The following is a 22100-nucleotide window of genomic DNA, read 5'->3' as shown; positions in this document are numbered from 1 at the left end:
GATCGCCCTTCAGAGGTTCAGGATGAAGAAAGAGCGCAGGCCACCGGGCAGGTATTCATAGAGCACGGCACCGGGAATTCTGACCTGTAGCAGCGATTTGAACATCACAACCACCAGCGCACCGAACGCGACGCCGATCCACAGTATGCGCTTTGACCGATACCCCATCCGCCACATCAGTGCCGGCACGAACGCCATCGTCACCGGCAGATAGCCGATAATCGGCACCAGCAGCACATAGCCCATGAACCACAGCGCATATTCCAGCGGCTGGGCCCAGATACGGGCCTCGATCACATCGGTGCGGCGCACGCGGTGGCGGGGCAGGCGCCAGAAATGCAGCGCGCCGAACAACACCATGCCCCCCAGCCCCACGGCGGGCCAGAACCGTGGCTGTGCAAACAGGTTGGTGCCCTTGGCCCATTTCGTCTGCTCACCGATCTGGCTGAGCAGAAGCACGGAAAATGCGACAAAGCCGATGGCGAATATCACCTGGCCTTGCAGTCGGCCCACGAAACGGCGTTCTTCGGGGGTGCTCATGGTGGCGAACCCTTGGCAAAGGAAAAGGGCCGGGCGCGCGGCCCGGCCCGATACGATCTGCGGTTATTCCAACAGGCCCTCGATGCGTGTCACCGTTTCGATGTTGGAGGCGATGCGCGCGGCGCTTTCCTCGGCGTCTTGCCAGTAGACAAGCGCGCCGGTTTCCTTGGCCACGTTCTGGGCGCGTTCGCTCTTTACCGTTTCCTGTGCCACCGCGATGATTTTTTCGCGCACGTCCTGTGGGGTGTCCTTGTGCACGAACAGGCCGTTCCACAGCGCGATATCCAGCGTCGGGTCAACCTCGCCCGCGGTCGGGGCGTCCGGCACCAGGTTGATGCGTTCATCGGTGATCGACACCAACACCTTGATGTCATCAAGGCACGGCAGAACCAGTTGTAGCGTGGTATTGATCACATCCGCATCGCCCGACGCCAGCGTGTTGCAATCCAGCGCGTCGAATGCCGCGTCGCTTCCCCACTCGAACCCCTTGTTGACAGCCAGTGCCTTGGTCACCTGGGTCGGCGTCAGCGGATCGCCGAAATGGCCCAAGGCCACGTCGTTTTCCTGTGCGTGGGCGGCCAGTTCATCCATGGTCGAATACGGAGCATCGGCGCTGGTTGCGATGACAAAGGGATAGGTCAGGAAAATGCCCAGCGGGTCGAACTGTGCCGGTGTCAGGTCGTCGATACCCAGTTGGTGGCCGACCACCGGCAAACCGATCACGAACGACCCGATCGTGTAGCCATCGGCGGGGGCGTTTGCCACCTCGATCGCGCCGGGAAAGGGGCCGCCGCCACCGCCGGGCTTGTTTACCACCGCTGCCGAGACGCCGTACTCGTTCTGGAAATCCTCGGCGATCATGCGTGTCAGCACATCTTCCAGGTCACCGGGCGGGAAGGGCACGACAAAGCTGACGGGTTTTTCGGGATATTCCGCCGCGGCCATGCCGCCCATCGTGGCCATCGCGGCCGACAGTGCGCCGCCAAGAAGGGTATTGAGTTTCATTTAATGTCTCCCTGTTTCTGGTTCATTATATGAACCTATGGTTCTGTTTTACATTGACAGAGGCTGCGACTTTCTGTCAACAAATTTAGAGGCAGCCGCGACCGTTCCGGGCGCAATGCTGGAAAAGGCAGCACAGGAAAGGGCCACCCGAACAAATGGGAACGACAGCCAAAGCCTTGTCATTGCTTAACTATTTCACCCGGTCCCGCCCCTTGGTCGGGCTGAGCGACATGGCGCGCCTGTCCGGCCTGAACAAGGCGACCGTGTACCGCCTGATGGGTGAGCTGGCAGAGGCCGGGTTTGTCGAACAGGTCGGAACCGGGCGCGAATACCGACTTGGGCCAGCCGTGATGCGGCTGGCGGCGCTGCGTGAACACGCTGTGCCGATGCGCGATGTGGCGGCCGAAGTGTTGCGTGACTTGTCGGACGCGACGCAGGAAACCGCGCATTTCTCCCTGATGCAGGGGCGCACGCTGTCGACCGTTACCTACGCCTACAGCCCCGTACATGGCACCCGCGTCACGATGGAAGACGCCGATGTCCTGATGTTGCATGCCACCAGTTCTGGTTTGGCGGTTCTGGCCTACAGCGCGCCGGACCTGGTGGGTGCCGTGCTGGAAGGGCCGCTTGAGGCGCGCACCGACCAGACGATAACCGACCCGGCGCACATCCGCAGGATGCTGGATGAAATCCGCCGTGATGGCGTGGCAGAATCCGTCAGCGGTTTTGAAAACGACGTGCATTCCCACGCCGCACCGATCTTTGACGCGGAAAGCCGTGCGATGGGCGCTATCGCCGTGGCCGCGCCCACGGCGCGCATGGATGCCGCGCTGGCCGCGCGTATTCGCGTCGCCGTCAAGGCGCAGGCGCTGCGCCTGACCCGCATGTTGGGCGGATTGCCGCCCCCCGATTACCCAAGGAACACCCCCGATACCGTGGCAGGCCATGCGCCTGCCCCTGCATGAAAGGACGATCCATGAAAGACGGTAACTTCCTGAAAGAACACAATGCCCGCTCGATGTGGCACCCGATGGCGCACCCGGCCGACAGTCTTGCCAACCCGCCCACCATCGTGACGGGTGCGCAGGGTGTGCGCATCTCCGACGTGGACGGGCACGAGGTGGTCGATGCCGTCGGCGGCCTTTGGAACGTCAACCTGGGGTTTTCGTGCCAGCCGATCAAGGATGCCATTGCCGCGCAGTTGGATCGCCTGCCCTATTACTCGACCTTCCGTGGTACGACGAATGACTGCGTAATCGAGCTGTCCGAAGAGCTGCGCGATTTCTTTGCTCCCGACGGGCTGACGCGCGCGTTCTATACCAGTGGCGGCAGCGACAGCGTTGAAACCGCGCTGCGGCTGGCGCGCCAGTATCACAAGATTCGCGGCGAGGCGGGACGCACGAAGTTCCTGAGCCTGAAGAAGGGCTATCACGGCACCCATATCGGGGGGGCCAGCGTGAACGGCAACGCCAATTTCCGCACGCAATACGAGCCGCTCTTGCCCGGCTGTTACCAGCTTCCCGCGCCGTACACCTATCGCAACCCGTTCAATGAAACCGACCCGGAACGGCTGGCGCAGCTTTGCCTGGCCGCGCTGGAAGACGAGATCGCGTTCCAGGGCGCGGGTACCATCGCCGCCTTCATCATGGAGCCTGTGCTAGGGGCAGGTGGGGTCATCCCGCCGCATGAAAGTTTCATGCCCGGCGTGCGCGAGATTTGCAGCAAGCATGGGATTCTGCTTATTGCCGACGAGGTGATCACAGCCTTTGGCCGCACCGGCAGTTGGACCGGCAGCCGCCACTGGGGCGTGCAACCCGACTTGATGTGCACGGCCAAAGCCATCACCAACGGTTATTTCCCCTTTGGCGCCGTGATGATCGCCGAGGGCGTGGCACAGGTCTTTGAAAAGGACGAAACCGGCCGCGCGGCTATCGGGCATGGGTATACCTATTCGGGCCATCCAGTGGGTGCGGCGGCCGCGTTGGCCTGCCTTGCGGAAACCAAGCGGCTTGACGTTCCCACCAATGCCGCCGCTCGCGGGGCCGAGCTGTTTGCCGGCTTGCAGAAATTGGCCGAAACCCACGACGTGATCGGTGATGTCCGAGGCGGCCACGGGCTGATGTGTGCGGTTGAACTGGTGAGTGACCGCGCCGCCAAGACGCCGATCGACAAGGCCACCATCGGCAAGGTGCAAGAGGTGGCTTATCAATCCGGGGCGATGGTGCGCGTCTCGGGGCCAAACATCATCCTGTCGCCGCCTCTGGTTCTGACCGCCGAGGATGTGCAGGTGATATTGTCGTCGCTGGACAAGGGGTTCGCCTCGATCTGAGGCCACCCCCTGCCGGTGCCTGGTCAGACCACCAGCACCGGCACCCGCGACAACCCGGTGACCTTGTGCGACACCGAGCCCAGAAGATACCCCTCGACCGAGCCCATGCCGCGTGCACCCAGAACGATCAGGTCGCACTCATGCTCGTTCGCAAACCGCACGATGGTGCGCGCGGGCTGACCTGTCTTGACGAAGGCACGCACGGTTTCCGCACCGTGTTCCTTGGCCAGCTTCTTGGCGTGCTCGGCCACTTCGCGTGCATGGCTGCGCATCGCGTCATCCATGTTGCCCGGGTCCGATGCCCGCACCATCGAGAACGACGCCTCGAGCATGGAATGGTGCCGATAGACCGTGAGTACCTGGATTTCGGCCCCGGTCACCTTGGCAAGTTCGACGGCCTTTATCAGCGCCTGTTCGCCGCCTACCGACCCATCAAAAGGGACAAGGATTCGATTGAACATTGCTTCTTCCTTTCCGTCACTTGCTAAAGGCGAGGTCACGCAGGAACAGCGCGATCTGCGGGAAGGTGATCAACAATGCCGAAACGCAAAGCAGGATGAAGATGAACGGTGGCGTGCCGCGAATGACTTCCCAATAGGGGCGCTTGAACACCGCGATGGCCGTGAAAATGTCACACCCAAAGGGTGGCGTCGCCGATCCGATAGCCACCTGCAACGTGATGATCGTGCCCACCAGAACCGGGTCCAGCCCGACGGCATTGACCACCGGCGCGAAGATCGGCACCAGAACAAGGATCACCACGATCGGGTCGACGAACATGCAGCCGATGAAAAAGGCAATCGAGATCACGATAAGCACGCCGACCTGGCCCATTTCGTCGATACCGATGCCCGACAGGATCGCCTGCGGAATCTGCGCGAAGGAGATCACCCATGAAAACGCGGCACCTGCACCCACCAGGATGAAGACCACGGCGGTAATAAGGCCCGTGGATTTCGCGGTATCGTACAGCCCGCGCATGTCCAGTTCCCTGAACACGAACATTTCCAGGATGATTGCATAGAACACGCAGGCAGCCGCGGCCTCGGTCGGGGAAAAGATGCCGCCATAAATGCCGCCGATGATGATTGCCGGAAAGCCCAGGGGCCAAAGCGCCTTTTGCAATGCGCCGGCCCGTTCGCCCCAAGTGGCCCGTTCTTCTGTTGGCACGTTATTCCTGACCGCGTAGATCCAGGCATAGGCCGAGAACAATGCCAGGATCAGCAGCCCCGGCCCAATGCCCGCGATGAACAGTTCGGCGATCGAGGTGTTCGAGACAACGCCATAGATGATCATGCCGATCGAGGGCGGAATGAGGAACGCGATATCCGATGAGTTCACGATCAGGGCGAGGATGAAACTGTCCTTGTAACCGGCCTTCTGCATCCGTGGGCGCAGGGGGCCGCCAATGGCGACGACCGTGGCCTGGGTCGACCCCGAAACCGCGCCGAACATCGTGCAGGCCGCGGCGGTGGAGACCGCCAACCCGCCGCGCAAATGCCCGACAAAGGCCATGACAAGATCAATGAGCCGCCCGGCGGATTGGCCGCGTGTCATGATATCCGCGGCAAAGATGAACATCGGAACCGCAATCAGCGATGCCGGCCTTATGCCGGCCATCATCTGTTGCACCATGGTTTCCATCTGCCCCATGCCGCCGAACATCGAGTAGAAGCCGACAAAGGCCCCGACGATGAGCGGGATCATCATCGGAAAGCCGAGCAGCAAGAGAACGATCATGATCGAAAAGATTGTCATTGCCATGGCTCAGATCTCCAGCTCGTCGTCGTCATACCCCTCAAGAACACCGGTCGAGAGGTAAATATCTTTTTCGATCAGGTTCTTGATGGCAGTCAGCGCGTATTGCAGCCCGGTCATGAAAAAGCCGACGGGCACCCAGATGAGAATGATCCACACCGGGATCTGCAACGAGGGCAGCACGCGCCCGCGCCCGGCCTGCGTCATGATGTATTGCGTCGAATACCACGCCAGCCCGAACATGAAGATCGCGGTAACCACAGCGATCAGGATCATCAGCGCCTTTCGCGGCTTGACCGGCAGTGCATCGAAAATGGCCGACATGCGAATATGGCGGCCATGGCGAGCGGCGTAGGAAATGCCGGCAAATGTAATGAGAATGATGAGAATCCGGTTCAATTCCTCGGAAAAGAAAAGCGAATTCTGAAAAATGAAACGGCCGATCACGTTGGCGATGGTGTTGAGGGCCATCAACAGAACACCGGCCGCAAGCAAGACGCTTTCAATCCGGCTGATCGCGTTGTCGATGTTGCCCAAGGCCCCTGGCAAGGTTGATTGGTAATCCTCCAGCGGGGCGTCGTCAGTCCCTGTCGTGTCGGTCTGGGATTGCAGCTGGCTGCGCTTTTCGTCTTCTGACACCGAACTGTCCCTATCCTGAATTATTTTCTGGCAATTCGGATGCGCCCGAAATCATCGGGCGCATCCCAAGTTTTTGAGCTTTATTCCGTTACGGCTGCCAGGTCGGCTTTGAACTGCTCAAGCAGCTCCTGGCCGCTGTCGCCGGTCATCTCGATGAACTTCGCTTCGACCTCTTCTGCCGCGGCCACGAAGGGTGCGCGCTCTTCCTCGGTCAGAACGTTCACGGTCATCGAAGGTTTCGCTTCGAGGATCTTTTCCAGGCTCTCTTCGTGCAGGCCCTTCTGGTAGTCGATGATGTGGTCAAATGCCACGTCCATCGCGTCCTGGATCATCTGCTGATCCTCTTCCGACAACCCGTCGTAGAAGTCCTTGTTGGCCATCACCGCGGTGGTGAAGTTGTTGTGACCAGCACAGGTGATGACCTCGGTCACCTCGTACATCTTTGCCGATTCGATCCAGAACATCGGGTTTTCCTGGCCCTGGATGATGCCGGTCTGCAGGCCGCCATATGTTTCGCCCCAAGGAAGCGGCGTGGGTGTCGCGCCGAAGGCACGATAGTTTTCCACCAGCAGCGGGTTGGTCATCACGCGGAACTTGACCTCGTTAAGGTCTTCCGGCGACTTGACCGGCTCTTGCGTGGTCATGCAGACCTCGCCCTCGGGGAACATCTTGAGAAGCTCAAGCCCCTGCTCGGCGTAGATCTCGGGGAACATCTCGTTGATGGCCTTGGACGTGCGGAAGAACTCGCCCAGTTGCTCGGTGTCCTGCGGCAGCAGGTAAGGCACGAAGAACACCTGCGCCTCGGGGATCAGCGAACCGGTGAAACCCGGCGACTGGTCAACGAATTGCAGGATGCCGGCCTGCGTCTGTTCCATCGTGTCGGCCGATTCACCCAGCGTGCCATAGGGGAACAGCTGGATCTCGTGGTCCGAATTGGCTTCGACCTCTTCCTTGAACTTGGTCGCGTACACACCCTGCACGTCGGTGATCGCCTCTTCGAAGGCGTAACGCCACGTTTCTGCCTGTGCTGCCGTCATGCTGGCGGCAAAGGCCGCGACGGCGGCCGAGCCGGTCATTAGGTGTTTAATCGTTTTCATGGACTTCTCCCTTTCAAATTAAAAACACGTATGGTTCGGCGCAAACGCACCGATACACGCGAGAGATTCTTGGTTTCTGCCGGGTGATTCTGGCATCCCTCCCGGCTGGCCTTCGCAGGCTGGGCTGCAAAAACCGATCGGCGGGCGAAAGGCACCTGCATGATGCCACGGCATACCCGCTATCTACCCCATAACGATGACATGCCTGACGTAGATGTCAAACTAAAGCGCATGGTGCGGCTTAGGATATTGAAAAATATTTAGAAAATGGGGTTTTACACCGCGCTATTGGGCTATGTCAGGCCCCGGGCACGATCAGCACCAGGCCGTTCAGCCCCTCTGATGCGGTGATCTGGCACGACAGGCGCGAGGTGTCGCGGCGAGGGGCCTCTGCCACGTCCAGCATGGCATCTTCGAACTCGTCCGCCGCGCCAGTCTTTTCGGCCCAGTCGTCAGCAACGTAGACATGACAGGTGGCGCAAGACAGGTTGCCGCCGCATTCCCCGATGACGTTGGGCACATTGTTGGCTGTCGCCGCCTCCATCATGTTGATGCCATCGGCCACATCAGCGGTTATCTCGGCCCCGTCGGGCAGTTTCCAGGTCACTTGCATTGCGTGTTCCTTTCTGTCGGCGTCACACGAACCACACGTAGAAATCGCGCAGTTGGTCGCCTTCGAGGTCGCGGGTTTTCTTGACCTCTTTCTCTTTCATGAAAATGTGGTTCTCGCACAAAAGCTGCCCCACCGCCGCTTGCAACGGGGTGTCGGCCTTCAGGTCGGCGACGGCACCTTTCAGGTCAATGGCGGTGGTTTCCTTGGCGTCCCATTTTTCGAATCCGTCGCCGGTTTCCATGGCGGGCAGCGCATATCCGCTCTCCACGCCAAGGCGCGCGGCCTGCAGAACTGCCGCCACCGCGACATAGGGGTTGGATGACGCATCGGCCATTCTGTGTTCCAGCCGCGCCTTTGCCCCGCCCTCGGACGAGATGCGCGTTGTCACGTTGCGGTGGTCGCCGCCCCAGTTGCACAGGAACCCCGAAAGCGAGCCGGGTTGCAATCGCTGATAGCTGTTGGCCGTGGGCGCGATCAGCCCCGCCAGGCCGCGATGGTGGTGCATCATCCCCGCGATGCAGCCGCGCGACAGGTCGTTGATGTTTTCGGGGCCGCCCACCGGCCCTGCCGACAACGCGTTGCCGCCATCGCCATCGAGGAAGGAAAAGTTGATATGCATGCCCGATCCGCCAGCCTCGGCGATGGGTTTGGGCATGAAAGACAGGACGATCCCGTGTTCAAGCGCGATTTCGCGCGCCATCAGGCGGAACAGAACGATATCGTCAACCGCGCGCACCGCGTCGTCAAAGGTCAACGTGTATTCGAACTGCGGAGTGTCATACTCGCTGGTGATCAGGTCCAGCTTGAACCCCAGTTCATCCGCCTTTTCCCAGATCGCGTCGTTGAAACGCAGTGGATCGGAAAACGGGCCGGTGCCATATACATGCCCGCCCGGCGTGTCATAAGGCACTAGCCGGTTGTTTTCATCGGGCACCAGGGCAAAGGCCTCAAGCTCGATTCCCACCTTGGGGGTCAGCCCGTGCGCCTGCCAATCCGCCACCGCGCGCTTCAGGGCGCCGCGGCCGCACATTTCCAGCGGGTTGCCCTCGGTGTCGTAAAGGTCGCCCACGACGATCTTGGTGGCGCGATCCCAACTGTCGCGGATCATCTCGCCCTCCCAATGCAGCTCCATGTCGGGCAAGCCCTGCATCATCATTGCGCCGGGTGCATCAAGCAAATCCTTGTCGTAATGCACGCCGAAATTCGACCGGCAGAACCGGGTCGAGCCATCGCCGATTTTCGATCCGGGCAGGTATTTGCCGCGCATGATCGACAGGTGGTCGCAGAAAAGCGCACGCAGGCGGGTGTTCATATTCGTCTCTCCTGTTGGGCTGGCCGGGGTCTTTTGCGCCCCGATCCAGGCATCAGGCCGGCACGACGCGCACCGGCAATTCCTTGTAGCCACCGACAAAATTCGAGCGCAGGAATTTCGGTGTTCCAGTCGGTTCGATGGATTTGATGCGTTTCGCCAGTTCCTGGAACAGCACACGCACCTCAAGCCGCGCCAGCCACATGCCCAGGCAGACATGCGGGCCGCCCTGCCCAAAGGCGACATGCCGGTTGGGGTTGCGGTGCAGGTCAAAGCCAAAGGGATCATCGAACGCCGCTTCGTCGCGGTTGGCCGAGACGAACCAGTAAAGCACCTTGTCGCCGGCCTGGATCGTCTTGCCGTGTGTCTCGTAATCTTGGGTGGCTGTACGGCGGAAATAAATCGTCGGGCTGGCCCAGCGAATGATCTCGTCAGGTGCGGTGTCCCAGACATCCTGCGTTTGCATCTGGTGCAGGAACTTCGGGTCATGGGTCAGTGCCTGCAATCCGGCGGCAATGGAATACCGGGTGGTGTCGTTTCCCGCAGCCACCAGCAGGCAAAAGAAGTTTCGGAACTCTTCCTCGCTGATGCGGCTGCCATCCTTGCCCGGTTGTAGGATCAGATGCAGCACGCCCGACGTATCGCCCGCCGCTTCCTTTTTTGCCATCAGGTCTTTGGCATACTGGTACAGCTCGGCCCCGGCGGGAGAGTTGAAGGGCATCATGCGGAATTCATCGGTCGTCATCTTGTCAAGCACGTGATCGGTGAAATCCGGGTCGGTATTGGCGATCAGCGCATCGCCCTTTTCCACGAGCCAGGGCAGGTCTTCATCCGGCGTGCCAATGATCCGGCCAAGCATCCGCATGGGCAATTGACGGGCGATTTCCTTGGTCGCGTCGAATTCACCTTTTTCAATGGCCGCGTCCAGGATCTCATCGCACAAGGCTTTGATATCATTTTCAAAACCGGCGATCACGGGTTTCGAGAATGCCTTGGCCACCTTGATGCGGGTCTGCATGTGTTCCGGCGGGTCGGTTTCCTGGAAGGTGCGGCGGGCCAGGTATTCCTCGTAAGTCTGATCCTCCATTCGGATGCCGCGGGCCGATGAGAAAATGTTTGGTTTACGATTCATCTCCAGGATGTCGGCCATTCGCGTGATTGACCAGAATCCTTGCCCATCGGCGTAATCGGTCCAATGCACAGGGTCTTCGGCGCGCAGGCGGGCAAAGGTGTTGTGCGGCGGCCCCTGAAGGAACGTGTCATGACTCGTCAGATCGGCTTGGCCGGTGTCGGTTGGGGTCCAGACGGTCATGCAAAATCCCTTTTCTTAACTTGTTATGTATATTAAGCGGGCGTATAAATATGTAAAGAGGATTCCTCATGCGCCTCGCAACCCTTGTGACCAACACAGATGACAGCGATTTCGCTCATGCGCGCGACATGGATGATGTGAAATTTGCCAAGCTGATCCACCTTGTGCGTCCCGATTGGGAGGTCGGGGCGTTCGACGTGACCAAGGGGGAGTTTCCCGATGACCTGGCGCCCTTCGACGGCGTGATGATCACGGGCAGCCCTGCCTCGGTTCATGACGATGCCCCCTGGGTCACGCGGTTGGAGGAGTTGATCCGCCAGATGGTGGGGCAGGGGGTGCCGGTGTTTGGCGCCTGTTTCGGGCACCAGGTGATTGCCAAGGCGCTGGGCGGCACGGTGGGCTACAACCCCGGTGGCTGGGTCATGGGGCGCATCGAAACGCGGGTGGTCGATCGTGCGCCGTGGATGGACGGGGCGCCTGACACGCTGGGGCTTTATGCGGCGCACAAGGAGCAGGTTTTGGAGCCGCCGGCCGGCGTGCGTATTCTGTCCGAAACGCCCGGCTGCCCGGTGGGCGGCTTTGCGGTTGGCGCGCATGTCTACACCACGCAATACCACCCCGAGATAGACCCGGATTTCATGGCTGACCTGTTGGACGAATTGGCTGGTGACCTGCCCGCAGCCGTGGTGAAAGAAGGCAAGGAGTCCTTGGCTAACGTGCCGGATAAAAAGGATTTTGCGGAAACCATTGCCCGCTTTTTCGAGCAAGCCCGCGCCTAGCTGAGGGCGGCGAGCAAATCCATCGCGGTGACGTGGTCGAACTGCACGTGGCGGGCCATCGCCGCCTCGGCCCCGGCAGCGTCGCGATCAAGGATCAGGGTCGTGATTTCACGATGCTCCGCCGCGCTTTCGGCGATCACGCCCTTGTAATGATAGCGCGCCCGGTAATAGGCCATCAGCTTGCGCGCGTTCGTCTTGATCATATCCAGCAGGAACGGGTTGCCTGCGGCCTCGGCCACGCGGGCGTGAAAGGCCAGGTTCAACTGGTAATAGCGGTCGGGCTCGGCATCGCCCAGGATGGCGGCGTGGTTCTCGCAAGACTTGGTGACCTGTTCGAGCTTGTTGGCGAAAGCGGGCGAAAGCCGCCGCGCCGCCAGCCCTGCGGCCTGCCCTTCCAGCTTGGCGTGGACCTCCAGGATGGCAAGGAATTCCTCAAGCGTGGGTTTGAAAACCACCGCCCCCTTGCGCGGTAACCGCTTGATCAAACCCGCTGTTTCCAACTGGATCAGCGCCTCGCGCACAGGGGTGCGCGACACGCCGTATTCGGCGATCAGCGGCGCCTCGTCGACCAGGTCGCCGGGGTTCAGTCGGCCCGCCTCGATCCGGTCGAAAATGGCGGTAATGATGGTATCGGTCTGGTTTGCCATGGGATGAATCTGGGATGAAATCGGCTAGGTGTAAAGCGTTATGTATATTTACAGGTTTCCAAAATATGCATGATCCGCGCGGTTCGGGCGGCAAACCGTGCGGTGTTTTTTTGCCACAGGCGGGTTGGCAACGCTGCGCGGCTTTGCCAACCGTTAACACAGGTTGCCAATGCGTTACCCGCGACCGGCCCAGAGCTTGACCGTCTGCCGCGCGGCCTGCGCCAGCATCACGACGTCGATGCCCACGGCCAGGAACTGCGCCCCCCAATCGGCATATTGCTGCGCGGTGGCGTCATCCACCGCCAGGATACCCGCCGCCTTGTCGCTGGCCGCGATACGCCCCAGCGCGTCGCGGATCGCATCGGCCACTTGCGGGTCGGCGGAATTGCCGGGGAACCCCATGTCGGCGGCCAGGTCGGCCGGGCCGATGAACACGCCATCGACACCGTCGACGGACAATATCTCGTCCAGGGCGTCGAGCCCGGCGCGGGTTTCGACCTGCACCAGCAGGCACATCTGGGCATCGGCGGTGGCGACGTAATCGGGGATGCCTGAAAACCGCGATGCGCGGGCCAGCGCGGCGCCCGCGCCCCGGATACCGGCGGGCGGGTAACGCATGGCGCGCACCAGCTCGCGCGCCTGTTCAGCGCTTTCCACCAGCGGGATCAGCAGCGTTTGCGCGCCGGCATCCAGCACCTGCTTGATCGCCCATGCTTCGCCCATCGGCAGGCGGACGACGGGCGCGCTGTCTGACCCTTTCAGCACCATCAACTGGCCCATGATGGATTTCAGGTCATTGGGCGCGTGTTCACCGTCGATCACCAGCCAGTCGAACCCGGCGGTGCCCAGCACCTCGGTTGCATAAGGGTCGGCAAAGCCGGCCCAGCAACCGATCACGCGTTCGCCACGGGCCAGGCGCTGTTTGAAAACGTTGGTGGGTGCGGGCATGGCTTATCCTTTCCTGATCTGGTCGGCGATCTCTGTGATGACCGAATAGGCGGTGTCGATATCTTCGGCGGTGCAGTCGAACTGCCCGGCCTGGAAGCGGATGACAAAGGTGCCATCGACGCGGGTTTGGGTCAGGTAAATGCGGCCATCGTCATTGATGCGCGTCAGCAGGTCGAGCGTGGCCTGCTCGGGCGCGTGGCCCGGCGGCGCGAACCGAAAGGTGAACAATGACAGGACCGGCTCGGTCACGATTTCAAAATCAGGTACCTGGCGCAGACGTTGGGCCAGATCTTGCGCCCAGGTGACGTGGTTGCGGATCATCTGGCGCAGCCCGTCAAGCCCGTAGGCGCGGATCAGGAACCACAGTTTCAGCGCCCGGAACCGGCGCCCCAACGGCACGGACCATTCGGAATAGTTGATGATACCGTCGGCGCCGTGGGTTTTCAGGTATTCCGGCTGGATCGCCAGCGTGCGCGTCAGATCCTCGGGGGAGCGAATGAAATGCGCCGACAGGTCGAACTGCGTGCCCAGCCATTTATGCGGGTTGAAAACGACGCTATCGGCCATTTCGATGCCCTGCCAAAGGTCGCGGTATTCCGGGCAGATCATGGCGCTGCCGGCCCAGGCGGCATCGACATGGGTAAAAAGGCCATGCGCCCGAGCGACCCGGCAGATGGCGGCGATGTCGTCGCAGGCACCCATTCCGGTGGCGCCGGTGCAGCCGATGACCCCGGCGGGCAGGTAACCTGCCGCGAGGTCGGCCCGGATCGCGGCATCCAGCGCGTCCGCATCCATGCCGCGCATCGGGCCGGGGGCCAGCGGGATGCGCACAAGGTTGGCCTGGCCGATGCCGGCGACCCAGATCGCGCGGTCGATGGATGTATGGGCCTCGCCCGAGCAATAGATGCGCACGGGTTTTTGTCCGGCCAGCCCGTTCGCGTTGCCATCCCACCCCAGCGCGCGTTCGCGCATGGTCAGAACGGCGGCCAGCGTGGCCGACGAGGCGCTGTCTTGGATGACACCGGCGAAGTCGTCGGGCAAGCCGATGGCCTGGCGCAGCCAGTCCATCATCCGGGTTTCCATCTCGGTGGCCGAGGGAGAGGTCTGCCACAACATGCATTGCGGTGCCATCACCGTCACAAGCTGGTCGGCCAGCACGGCGGCGGGCGAGGCGTTGGAGGGGAAATAGGCAAAGAACCGTGGGTGCTGCCAATGAGTGATACCGGGCATCACGATACGCTCGAAATCGGCGATCACGTCGTCGATCGGCTGGGGGGCGTCTGGTGGCGTATCGGGCAGGGCGGCCAAGGTCTGGCCGGGTTTCACCTGCGCGCGCACCGGCCGGTCACGCAGACCTTCGTGATAGCGCGCCGCCCAATCGGCCAGCCAATGGCCCCATTTCGGAAAATCGCTCCAGCGCATCCCGTGCCTCCCGTGGTAATTAACATGATAAGTAAATCAAGCAGCGGCGCCAGGCAACAGGATTTGCCGATACGTTGGGCAATGGCAAGGCGGCCCGCCCGCCCGGCGGGCCTGGCCGTGGCCAGGGGCCCGTTTCGTGGTGCCGGGAAGGTCGGGGGCGAGGCCCCCACGCTTATTCGGGTGCCGCGGCCCTGGCGGCGTCAAGCGCCTGTTGCAGCACGGTGCGCTCGCCGATGTGATTGGCGAGGATGAGGATCAGCCGCGCGTTCAACGCGTCGCTTTCGGCCTTGCTCAGACCCTCATGCGCGGCGAGCAGGTCGGCATAGACATCATCGGCGCGGTCCAGGTTCGGTTTCAGGATCAGGTCGGCCATGGCATTCACTCCTGTCCGGTGGCGCGGCGGATGGCGGCGCGGACGGCGGTTTCGTCGAAGGCGGGCCAACGGGCGGCCACGTGCTGATCGGGGCGGATGAGGTAGACCGCCGCAGGCGCGCCGCCCAGGTAGCGTGCGGTCAGCGCGCCGGTGGGGTCGTCGGCGACCGACAGCGCCCGCCGTGTGACGGCTATGCCGCTTTCCTCGAATGTGTCGGGCGCCTCGGCGTCGAGGGTCAGCAGGGTGAAGCGGTCGCCCAGATCATCCAGCAGGAACCGGTTGCCCAGCGGTGCGTCGGGGCAGGGCGCGCCGGGGCGGGTGCGCGCGGGGCCATCGGGCAACGCGTCGGGCGTGTTGAGCGGCGAGCCGTCATAGGCGCAGGGCATCGACAGGCGCCCCGAGTTCACCAGCGGGCGGGCGAACTCGTATTTCTCGGACAGGTCCAGCACCGCGTCGCGGAAAATGCGGCTGGTTTCCGATTTCGGCGTGATGAAATCGGTCGAGCGCGAGGAATTCAGGATGTTCTCGTCGGCGCCGTGAATACGCTCGGTATCGTAGCTGTCCAGCAGCGTATCGGGGGCGGTGCCGTCGATCACCATCTTCAGTTTCCACACGAGGTTGTCGCTGTCTTGCAGGCCCGAATTGGCCCCGCGCGCGCCAAAGGGGCTGACCTGGTGGGCGCTGTCGCCGGCAAAGATCACGCGGCCATGGCGGAATTTCTCCATCCGGCGGCATTGGAAGGTGTAGATGCTGACCCATTCCAAGTCGAACTGGACATCCTCGCCCAGCATCGCCTTGAGGCGGGGGACGATGTTTTCCGGCTTTTTCTCTTCTTCCTTGTCGATATCCCAGCCCAGTTGCAGGTCGATCCGCCAGACGCCATCGGGCTGCTTGTGCAAAAGCGCCGACTGGCCCTTGTTGAAAGGCGGGTCGAACCAGAACCAGCGTTCGGTGGGGAAATCGGCATCCATCACCACGTCGGCGATCAGGAAGTTGTCTTCGAACACGCGGCCCACGAAATCGAGCCCCATCATGGACCGGATCGGGCTGCCCGCGCCGTCGCAGGCGATCAGCCAGTCGGCTTCGAGCGTGTATTGCCCTTCGGGGGTATCGATCAGCAGCTCGGTATGGTCACCGCGGTCGGTGACTTGCAGAACCTTGTTCTGGCCGCGCAGCTCGATCGGGGCGCCCTCGGCCTCGACCTCACGGGCGCGTTTGACCAGGTATTCCTCGAAATAATACTGTTGCAGGTTGATGAAGGCCGGGCGTTGGTGGCCCTCTTCGGGCAGCAGGTTGAACTCATACACCTTGCGGTCGCCGAAAAAGACCTTGCCCAGGTTCCAGATCACGCCCTTGTCGACCATCTCTTGCCCGCAGCCCAGCCGGTCGGTGATTTCCAGCGTGCGCTTGGCGAAACAGATCGCGCGGCTGCCAAAGCTGACCTTGTCATTGTCATCGAGCACGATGGCCTCGACCCCCTGCCGGGCCAGGTCGATGGCGGCGGCCAGGCCCACGGGGCCCGCGCCCACGATCACGACCTTGCGGCGGGCCGGGGTTTGGGCGTCCTGGTCGGGGCTGCGGGTATAGGGGTAAAGGGGGATTTCGAAGATCTTGTTCATGACTCTCCTCCGGTGAAGCGCGGCGCCGGGGCGGGCCGTGGCATGGCCCCGTCGCGGGATGGCGGTGTTTGAATTGTCCGGTTCCGGGCCTTATGTGCGCCACAAGGCCGGACGCGCGGCCGATGCGTCTGGCAACGGAAAAACCGATTGGAGAACGCAATGGTGAAACTGACCGAACATGCCGACGAGACCTTGCCGGACTGGCCCGAGATGATCGATTGGCGCTGGATGATGGCGCTGGCCGTGATGCTGATCCTGGGCGGGGTACTGGCTTTCCTGAACCCGTTCCTGGCGTCCTTGACGGTCGAGGCGATTGCCGGCGCCACCTTCCTGGCGGCAGGGGCCTGGCAGCTATGGGTGGTGATGACGGGCCGCGACGGTGGCAACCGGCTGCTGGGTGGCGCGCTGGGCCTGGCGCTGGTCGTGCTGGCCGTGGCCTTGCTGGCCAACCCGTTGGCGGGCCTCGTGTCGCTGACATTCGCGGTGGGCGTGCTGTTCGCGCTGATGGGCGCTTTGCGCATGTTGATCGCGTGGGATGTGCGCCCGCGTGGCGGCTGGGGCTGGATGATGGCGTCGGGCGTGGTGTCGGTGGCGCTGGCGGTGCTGATTTTCGTCAGTCTGCCGCAATCGGCGTTGGCGCTGCTGGGCCTGTTCCTGGCCGTTGACCTGGTCACATCCGGCCTGGTTGCCCTGGCCATGGCGCTGCGCGCGCGGCGCCGCCAGTGACGGGTGATATGGGCGTGGGTCGTCATGTCAGCCCTCGCCACGCCAAAGTTTCAGGGCGGACCAACAAAAGCTGCCGCCGAAAAATCCGCCCGCGATCAGCGCGATTTCAAGCCATGCGAGCCCCTTGACGCCATGCAGGGCCAGCGCGGCCGCCAGCAGGATCAGCCCCGCCGCGGAAAAGCCGAGGCGGAATTTCAACTCTCCGCGTGTGGGGCCGTAGTCAGGCATGTGTCTTCTCTTGATCCGGGCGGGTCTTGCCCTGCGGGCCCGTCGTGGTCAGGGGGCCCGCAGGGAATGTTGGGCGGTCAGCCTTGGAGGGCGTCCCACATTTCCAGGTCGCGCTCGGCCGTCCAGATGCGGGGGGTGTCAAGCCCGCGCGCCTCGTCATAGGCACGGGCGACGTTGAACGGCAGACAATGTTCGTAGATCGCGTAATCGGCGAACTTGGGGTCGCATTCGGCGCGGCAGGCATCCCATGCTTCTTTCAGGCTGCCACCACGCGCGGCGACGCGGGCCACCGGCTTGAAGGTGCTTTCGACGAAATCGCGGGTGTTCTCGATCGCGGCATTGACCATCTCGCGGCCCACCAACGCGTCGCCACGCCCCGGTGCGATGGCATCGACATCGAACCACTTGATCGCGTCGAGCGTATCGCCCCAGTCTGCGAAATGCCCGTCGCCGCAATAGCAGGCCGAGTGGTATTCGACGATATCGCCGGTGAACATCACGTTCTGGTCCGGCACGTGGATCACGATATCGCCCGCCGTGTGCGCCCGGCCCAGGTGCATCAGGTCCACCCGGCGGTTGCCGAGATAGACGGTCATGGAATCGTTGAAGGTGGTGGTGGGCCAGGTCAGGCCGGGAATGCTTTCGTGGCCTTCGAATAGGCGCGGGAAGCGTTGGAATTCGCTATCCCAATCTTCCTGGCCGCGTTCCACGACCATGGCGCGCGCGGCGTCGGACATGATGATTTGAGGGGCGCCATAGGCGCTGGCGCCCAGCACGCGCACGGCGTGGTAATGGGTCAGCACAAGGTGGCTGATGGGTTTGTCGGTGATTTCGCGCACCTTTTCGATGACCTTGTTGGCCAGGCGCGGGGTGGCTTGGGCCTCGATGATCATCACGCTGTCATCGCCGATGATGACGCCCGAGTTCGGGTCGCCCTCGGCGGTGAAGGCCCACAGGCCCTCGCCGACTTCGGTGAAGGAGATGTTCTTTTCGGTCATGTCGCCCTGGGATGCGAAGGCTTTTGCCATTGGTACTTTCCTTTTTCAGCGGTGCCGGGCTGAAGCCCGGCCTACGGGTGTGGTGTGGGGGCGGGGCCTGGCCGAAGCCCGGCCCGCGGGTGTGGAGTAGGGCGGGGCCTGGCCCGCCGCGCGGTTATCTTTCGTAGGGGTTTTCCAGCGCTGGCAGCACCTGGCCCACGCAATCGCCGAAGCCGATGGTGTAGCCATCGCCGCGCGCCGCGCCGTGCAGGGTGAGCGTGTCGCCATCTTCGAGGAAGGTGCGGGTGTCGCCGGTATCGAGCGCCACGGGTTCCTTGCCGCCCCAGCTGAGTTCCAGCAGCGAGCCGCGGTTTTCCTTTTCCGGCCCCGACACGGTGCCCGAGCCCAGAAGATCGCCGGGGTTCATCGGGGAGCCTGCGGTGGTGTGATGCGCTAATTGCTGGGCCGAGCTGTAATACATCTCGTTGTAATTTGTGCGCGCGATCACAGTTGCGGGTTTTTCATCCGGTGCCAGGCTGACCCACAGGTCGATGTCATAGAGCATCGGGCCGGTATCCTTGAGGTGGGGCAGAAGCTCGACCTCGCGGGGAGGGCAATCGGTGCGGAAGGGTTCAAGCGCCGCCTTCGTCACGATCCAGGGGCTGAGCGTGGTGGCCGTGGCCTTGGCCTGGAACGGGCCAAGGGGCTGGTATTCCCATGCCTGGATGTCGCGGGCCGACCAGTCGTTCAGCAGCACGTAGCCAAAGATAATCTCGTCGGCCTCGTCAACCGTTACCGGCCCTTCGCTGCCCATTCCCACGATGGCGCCCATTTCCAGCTCCAGGTCGAACCGACGGCAGGGCAGAAAGGCGGGCGTGTCATGCTCGGGCGATTTCAGCTGGCCCCAGGGGCGGCGCACGGGCGTGCCCGAGACCACCACCGAAGAGGCGCGGCCGTTATAGCCGATGGGAATATGCAGCCAGTTGGGCGGCAGCGCGTTCTCGGCGCCGCGGAACATGGTGCCCACGTTCATCGCGTGGTGCTTGCCGGCGTAGAAATCGGTGAACTCGGCGACCAGGAAGGGCAGGTGCATCACCGCGTCTTTCGCAGGCACCAGCATCGGTTCGACCTGGTCCTTTTCGGCGGCGCCTTCGGCCAGAAGCTCGGTCAAGCGGTTGCGCAGACCGGCCCAGACCTCGGGGCCTTCTTCCATCACCTCGTTCCAGAAGGGCACGTCGAACAAGGGGCCGGTGCCCATGTCGATCAGCCCGTCTTCTTCGGCGGCACGGCAATCGAGGATCATGTCGCCGATGGCGACGCCGCAGCGCGGGTCGGCATCGCCCACGGAAAAGACGCCATATGGCAGGTTGTTCAGCGGAAAGGGGTGGTCGGGCGCGTTGGCCGTTTCGACCCAGCTTTTCATCAATGGCATGTTGTGTCCTGTTCGTTTGTCGTTTCGCGTGGGTGGGCAGAATTGCCCGCCCTACGTCGGTTGTGCGTCTGGCTGGTTTTCGGGCATGCCGCGCTGCACCGCGTCGATTTCGCGGGCGCGGGCGTCGATCTCGACAAGGCGCGCGAATGGCGCAAGGTCGAGCCCCCAGCGGCGGGCATTGACCATCTGGCCCACGAGGCACAGGTCGGCCATGCCGATCTGATCGCCGAAGCAGAATGGCGTGTCGGGGCGTATCATTTGCTGGAAGGCTGTGAAACCCTCGTGCATCCAATGGCGCATCCAGTCAAGTGTTTCGTCCTGGCCGTGACCCAGCCTGGACTTGAGATAGCCCAGGACCTTCAGGTTGTTGACCGGGTGAATGTCGAGCGCGATCGCGTGTGCCGCGGCATCGACCAGCGCACGTTCCCTCGGGTCGGCGGGGTAAAGCGGCGGCTCGGGCCAGGCCGTGTCGATGTAATCGAGGATCGCCATGGATTGCGTCAGGGCGGTGCCGTCGTCCAGTACGAGCGTCGGCACACCCTTTGCCGGATTCAGCGCGGCATAGCCTTCGGCCCGTTGTTCGCCCTTTGTCAGGTCGATGGTTTCCAGCTCGTAATCCACGCCCTTGAGGTTGAGCGCGATGCGCACGCGCACCGACGTGGTCGAGCGCCAATAGCTGTAAAGTTTCATGTCCCCTCCCCGGGAATGTGCCTAGTCGTCACCGGCATCCGGCCCGGCCGGGCCATCACCGTGACGATGATGGCCAATGGTTCGCCCGTCGCCGCGGTGCATCCGGCCCTTGCGGTTTTTCGCGGCGATGGCCACGACGACCACTGCAAGGGCCACTATGACGATGGCGCTTTCGTTCACTTCTTGCCCGGCGTGCCGTCAAATTTCTTTTCGAGGCTGTCCCAGCAATCAATGTAGTCGTCTTGCAGGGGCGCCTCGTTCGCGGCGAAGCCGGTCAGGTGCTGCGGGAAGCGGGTTTCGAACATGAACGACATCGTGTTGTCCAGCTTCTCGGGGCCGAGATCGGCGTTCGATGCGCCTTCGAAAGCGTTCTTGTCGGGTCCGTGCGGCAGCATCATGTTGTGCAGGCTCATCCCGCCGGGAACAAAGCCCTGCGGCTTGGCGTCGTACTGGCCATAGATGTTGCCCATCAGCTCGGACATGATGTTCTTGTGATACCAGGGCGGGCGGAACGTGTCCTCGGCCACCATCCAGCGTTCGCGGAACAGCACGAAGTCGATGTTCGCCGTGCCCGGATGGCCCGAGGGGGCGGTGAGCACGGTAAAGATGCTGGGATCGGGGTGGTCAAACAGGATCGCGCCGACCGGGCAGTAGGTGCTCAGGTCGTATTTGTAGGGCGCGTAATTGCCGTGCCAGGCCACCACGTCGAGCGGGCTTTGCCCGATTTCCGTTTCGTGGAACTGGCCACACCACTTGATAGTGAGCTTTGATGGAACCTCGCGATCCTCGAAGGCCGCGACGGGGGCCTTGAAATCGCGCGGGTTGGCCAGTGCGTTGGCCCCGATCGGGCCACGGCCCGGAAGCTCGAATTTCTGGCCGTAATTCTCGCAGACGAAACCCCGCGCCGGACCATCCAGAACCTCGACCCGGTAGACAAGGCCGCGTGGGATGATGGCGATTTCCTTCGGCTCGAGGTCGATGATGCCCAACTCGGTGGCAAAGCGCAGGCGCCCCTCCTGCGGCACGACCAGAAGCTCGGAATCGGCCGAGTAGAAATAAGCGTCCTTCATCGACTCGGTGACCAGGTAGATATGGCTGGCCATGCCGACCTGCGTGTTCACGTCGCCGGCCGTTGTCATCGTGCGCATACCCGTCAGCCAGGTCAGCCCCTCGTCGGTATGGGGCACCGGATCCCACCGGTATTGGCCAAGGCTGATCACGTCCGGGTCGACGTGAGGGGCCGATTTCCAGTACGGCAGGTCGATCTTCGTGTACCGCGCCGAGTGTTTCACACTGGGCCGGATGCGATAGGTCCATGTCCGCTCGGGGGGGTTGGCGGTAAAGGCCGTGCCCGACAATTGTTCGCCGTAAAGGCCGTAATTGCATTTCTGCGGGCTGTTCATGCCCTGCGGCAGGGCGCCGGGCAGGGCCTCGGTTTCAAAGTCATTGGCAAAGCCGGGCATGTAACCGGGCGTGGTGCCCACCGGCGTTGGCGCCTGCACCAGTCCGTGCGATTTGGTCTGCTGATTCATTGCGCATCCTCCTGTTTTGTTGCGGAGTTAACGGTTGATTTTGTAACTAACAACGCCTCTCCGCATGATGTGATCGGTTGCGCGCAGTCTAGCACGAAACCTGTTCGGGCGCGCGTCGGACGAAT

Annotated in this window: 24 protein-coding genes; 4 read left to right on the top strand and 20 right to left on the bottom strand. The window is 62.4% G+C overall.

Translation table 11 applies throughout. The annotated features are described in order from the left end of the window. Positions 1 to 9: 9 nt before the first annotated feature. Positions 10 to 540, bottom strand: a complete 531-nt coding sequence (locus M8744_RS13345) for a tripartite tricarboxylate transporter TctB family protein (RefSeq protein WP_251418578.1) — start codon at positions 538 to 540, stop codon at positions 10 to 12. 63 nt (positions 541 to 603) lie between these two features. Next, on the bottom strand, positions 604 to 1545 hold the full coding sequence (locus tag M8744_RS13340) for a tripartite tricarboxylate transporter substrate-binding protein (protein ID WP_251418576.1): 942 nt from the start codon (positions 1543 to 1545) through the stop codon (positions 604 to 606). Positions 1546 to 1700: 155 nt separating this feature from the next. Here M8744_RS13340 and M8744_RS13335 point away from each other — a divergent pair, with 155 nt between their 5' ends. Together M8744_RS13335 and M8744_RS13330 are read left to right on the top strand one after the other, a co-directional pair. Beyond that, positions 1701 to 2510 (top strand): IclR family transcriptional regulator, encoded by an 810-nt coding sequence (locus tag M8744_RS13335; protein ID WP_251418574.1) that lies wholly within the window; start codon positions 1701 to 1703, stop codon positions 2508 to 2510. 11 nt (positions 2511 to 2521) lie between these two features. Further along, the gene (locus tag M8744_RS13330; RefSeq protein ID WP_251418572.1) at positions 2522 to 3874 is read left to right on the top strand and encodes an aspartate aminotransferase family protein; all 1353 of its coding nucleotides are present in this window, start codon (positions 2522 to 2524) and stop codon (positions 3872 to 3874) included. 23 nt (positions 3875 to 3897) lie between these two features. Here M8744_RS13330 and M8744_RS13325 read toward each other — a convergent pair whose 3' ends face one another. The 7 genes from M8744_RS13325 to M8744_RS13295 all read right to left on the bottom strand — a co-directional run bounded on the left by M8744_RS13325 (position 3898) and on the right by M8744_RS13295 (position 10602). Then, positions 3898 to 4335, bottom strand: coding sequence for a universal stress protein (locus M8744_RS13325; RefSeq protein ID WP_251418570.1), 438 nt, complete (start codon positions 4333 to 4335; stop codon positions 3898 to 3900). A gap of 16 nt (positions 4336 to 4351) precedes the next feature. Then, positions 4352 to 5638: a TRAP transporter large permease gene (locus M8744_RS13320; RefSeq protein WP_251418568.1), complete on the bottom strand. Its 1287-nt coding sequence runs from the start codon at positions 5636 to 5638 to the stop codon at positions 4352 to 4354. A gap of 3 nt (positions 5639 to 5641) precedes the next feature. Next, positions 5642 to 6244 (bottom strand): TRAP transporter small permease, encoded by a 603-nt coding sequence (locus M8744_RS13315; RefSeq protein ID WP_251418678.1) that lies wholly within the window; start codon positions 6242 to 6244, stop codon positions 5642 to 5644. Positions 6245 to 6351: 107 nt separating this feature from the next. Next, positions 6352 to 7368, bottom strand: a complete 1017-nt coding sequence (locus M8744_RS13310) for a TRAP transporter substrate-binding protein (RefSeq protein ID WP_434481371.1) — start codon at positions 7366 to 7368, stop codon at positions 6352 to 6354. Positions 7369 to 7666: 298 nt separating this feature from the next. Continuing rightward, the gene (locus M8744_RS13305; RefSeq protein ID WP_251418566.1) at positions 7667 to 7981 is read right to left on the bottom strand and encodes a 2Fe-2S iron-sulfur cluster-binding protein; all 315 of its coding nucleotides are present in this window, start codon (positions 7979 to 7981) and stop codon (positions 7667 to 7669) included. Between the two features lie 22 nt (positions 7982 to 8003). Then, positions 8004 to 9293, bottom strand: coding sequence for a type I glutamate--ammonia ligase (locus M8744_RS13300; protein WP_251418564.1), 1290 nt, complete (start codon positions 9291 to 9293; stop codon positions 8004 to 8006). A 52-nt stretch (positions 9294 to 9345) separates the two neighbouring features. Then, the gene (locus M8744_RS13295; RefSeq protein WP_251418562.1) at positions 9346 to 10602 is read right to left on the bottom strand and encodes a cytochrome P450; all 1257 of its coding nucleotides are present in this window, start codon (positions 10600 to 10602) and stop codon (positions 9346 to 9348) included. A gap of 68 nt (positions 10603 to 10670) precedes the next feature. Here M8744_RS13295 and M8744_RS13290 point away from each other — a divergent pair, with 68 nt between their 5' ends. Next, the gene (locus M8744_RS13290) at positions 10671 to 11381 is read left to right on the top strand and encodes a type 1 glutamine amidotransferase (RefSeq protein ID WP_251418559.1); all 711 of its coding nucleotides are present in this window, start codon (positions 10671 to 10673) and stop codon (positions 11379 to 11381) included. Here the strand turns inward: M8744_RS13290 and M8744_RS13285 are convergent. The 5 genes from M8744_RS13285 to M8744_RS13265 all read right to left on the bottom strand — a co-directional run bounded on the left by M8744_RS13285 (position 11378) and on the right by M8744_RS13265 (position 16390). Continuing rightward, a complete protein-coding gene (locus M8744_RS13285; RefSeq protein WP_251418557.1) occupies positions 11378 to 12028 on the bottom strand; it encodes a GntR family transcriptional regulator in 651 nt (216 codons plus the stop codon). The two genes, M8744_RS13290 and M8744_RS13285, sit on opposite strands and share 4 nt — an antisense overlap. Positions 12029 to 12202: 174 nt before the next feature. Beyond that, positions 12203 to 12976: an aldolase/citrate lyase family protein gene (locus M8744_RS13280; protein WP_251418555.1), complete on the bottom strand. Its 774-nt coding sequence runs from the start codon at positions 12974 to 12976 to the stop codon at positions 12203 to 12205. 3 nt (positions 12977 to 12979) lie between these two features. Next, positions 12980 to 14398 (bottom strand): pyridoxal phosphate-dependent decarboxylase family protein, encoded by a 1419-nt coding sequence (locus M8744_RS13275; RefSeq protein WP_251418553.1) that lies wholly within the window; start codon positions 14396 to 14398, stop codon positions 12980 to 12982. 172 nt (positions 14399 to 14570) lie between these two features. After that, positions 14571 to 14771, bottom strand: coding sequence for a DUF2783 domain-containing protein (locus M8744_RS13270; protein WP_251418551.1), 201 nt, complete (start codon positions 14769 to 14771; stop codon positions 14571 to 14573). A gap of 5 nt (positions 14772 to 14776) precedes the next feature. After that, positions 14777 to 16390 carry an FAD-dependent oxidoreductase gene (locus tag M8744_RS13265; RefSeq protein WP_251418549.1) on the bottom strand — a complete coding sequence of 538 codons (1614 nt, stop codon included), beginning with the start codon at positions 16388 to 16390 and terminating at the stop codon, positions 14777 to 14779. A gap of 159 nt (positions 16391 to 16549) precedes the next feature. On the opposite strand from M8744_RS13265, the gene M8744_RS13260 reads away from it, so the two are divergent. Continuing rightward, a complete protein-coding gene (locus M8744_RS13260; RefSeq protein ID WP_251418547.1) occupies positions 16550 to 17116 on the top strand; it encodes an HdeD family acid-resistance protein in 567 nt (188 codons plus the stop codon). Positions 17117 to 17143: 27 nt separating this feature from the next. On the opposite strand, the gene M8744_RS13255 is transcribed toward M8744_RS13260, so the two are convergent. From M8744_RS13255 to hmgA, 6 genes are all read right to left on the bottom strand, one after another. After that, positions 17144 to 17344 carry a hypothetical protein gene (locus M8744_RS13255; protein WP_251418545.1) on the bottom strand — a complete coding sequence of 67 codons (201 nt, stop codon included), beginning with the start codon at positions 17342 to 17344 and terminating at the stop codon, positions 17144 to 17146. A 77-nt stretch (positions 17345 to 17421) separates the two neighbouring features. Then, complete coding sequence (locus M8744_RS13250; RefSeq protein ID WP_251418543.1) at positions 17422 to 18372, bottom strand: MBL fold metallo-hydrolase; 951 nt, start codon at positions 18370 to 18372, stop codon at positions 17422 to 17424. A 124-nt stretch (positions 18373 to 18496) separates the two neighbouring features. After that, positions 18497 to 19753 (bottom strand): fumarylacetoacetase, encoded by a 1257-nt coding sequence (gene fahA / locus M8744_RS13245; protein ID WP_251418541.1) that lies wholly within the window; start codon positions 19751 to 19753, stop codon positions 18497 to 18499. A 51-nt stretch (positions 19754 to 19804) separates the two neighbouring features. Next, a complete protein-coding gene (maiA, locus tag M8744_RS13240) occupies positions 19805 to 20443 on the bottom strand; it encodes a maleylacetoacetate isomerase (protein ID WP_251418539.1) in 639 nt (212 codons plus the stop codon). Positions 20444 to 20464: 21 nt separating this feature from the next. Next, entirely contained in the window at positions 20465 to 20623 is a 159-nt protein-coding gene (locus M8744_RS13235) for a hypothetical protein (RefSeq protein ID WP_251418536.1), read from the bottom strand. After that, the gene (hmgA, locus tag M8744_RS13230; protein WP_251418534.1) at positions 20620 to 21975 is read right to left on the bottom strand and encodes a homogentisate 1,2-dioxygenase; all 1356 of its coding nucleotides are present in this window, start codon (positions 21973 to 21975) and stop codon (positions 20620 to 20622) included. Before hmgA ends, M8744_RS13235 begins: the two co-directional genes overlap by 4 nt. Positions 21976 to 22100 lie beyond the last annotated feature (125 nt).

It is taken from the genome of Lutimaribacter degradans (genome assembly GCF_023703375.1).
In the GTDB taxonomy this organism is placed as follows: Bacteria; Pseudomonadota; Alphaproteobacteria; order Rhodobacterales; family Rhodobacteraceae; genus Lutimaribacter; species Lutimaribacter degradans.
Note: the sequence above shows the minus strand (reverse complement) of the source record. Positions and strands in the feature narration are given on the sequence as shown.